The sequence below is a fragment of the Ralstonia sp. VS2407 genome, from assembly GCF_052950655.1.
Genome location: NZ_JBRFVG010000247.1, coordinates 1 through 469, shown reverse-complemented (window position 1 = coordinate 469; position 469 = coordinate 1). Strand labels below are relative to the sequence as shown.

General features: G+C 71.6%; 1 pseudogene. It reads right to left on the bottom strand.

Annotated features, from left to right (window positions below):
- Positions 1-469 (bottom strand): annotated as a pseudogene (locus ACU8YE_RS24860) (glycogen debranching protein GlgX); the annotation flags it as partial.

The following is a 469-nucleotide window of genomic DNA, read 5'->3' as shown; positions in this document are numbered from 1 at the left end:
GAATGCGGTAGACGAGCGAGGGCGGCGGCGCATGGAACACGATCGCGTCGGACGACGCGTTCAGCATCAGCAGCAACGCCTCCGGCCGCCCCGCGCGTCCGTTGCCGACCCGCCGCATCGTCAGCGCGCGCCGCTCGCGGTCGTGCCAGGCGGGCACCGTCAGCGCGTCTCCGCGCTCGTCGAACCAGTCGATCTCGTGCAAGCCGGGCGCGCCGTCGCGCTCGCCCGACGGATAGCGCGGCTCGGACAGCACCGGATACGCGCGCCGCAGCGCCGCGAGCCGGCCGACGAAGTGAATCATCGTGCGGCCGTCCGCCGATTCGGCCGCGCTCCAGTCGAACCACGACAGTTCGTTATCCTGGCAATACGCGTTGTTGTTGCCCTGCTGCGTGCGCCCGAACTCGTCGCCGCCGAGCAGCATCGGCGTGCCGAGCGCGGCGAACAGCGTCGTGAGCAGCGAGCGCGCGAC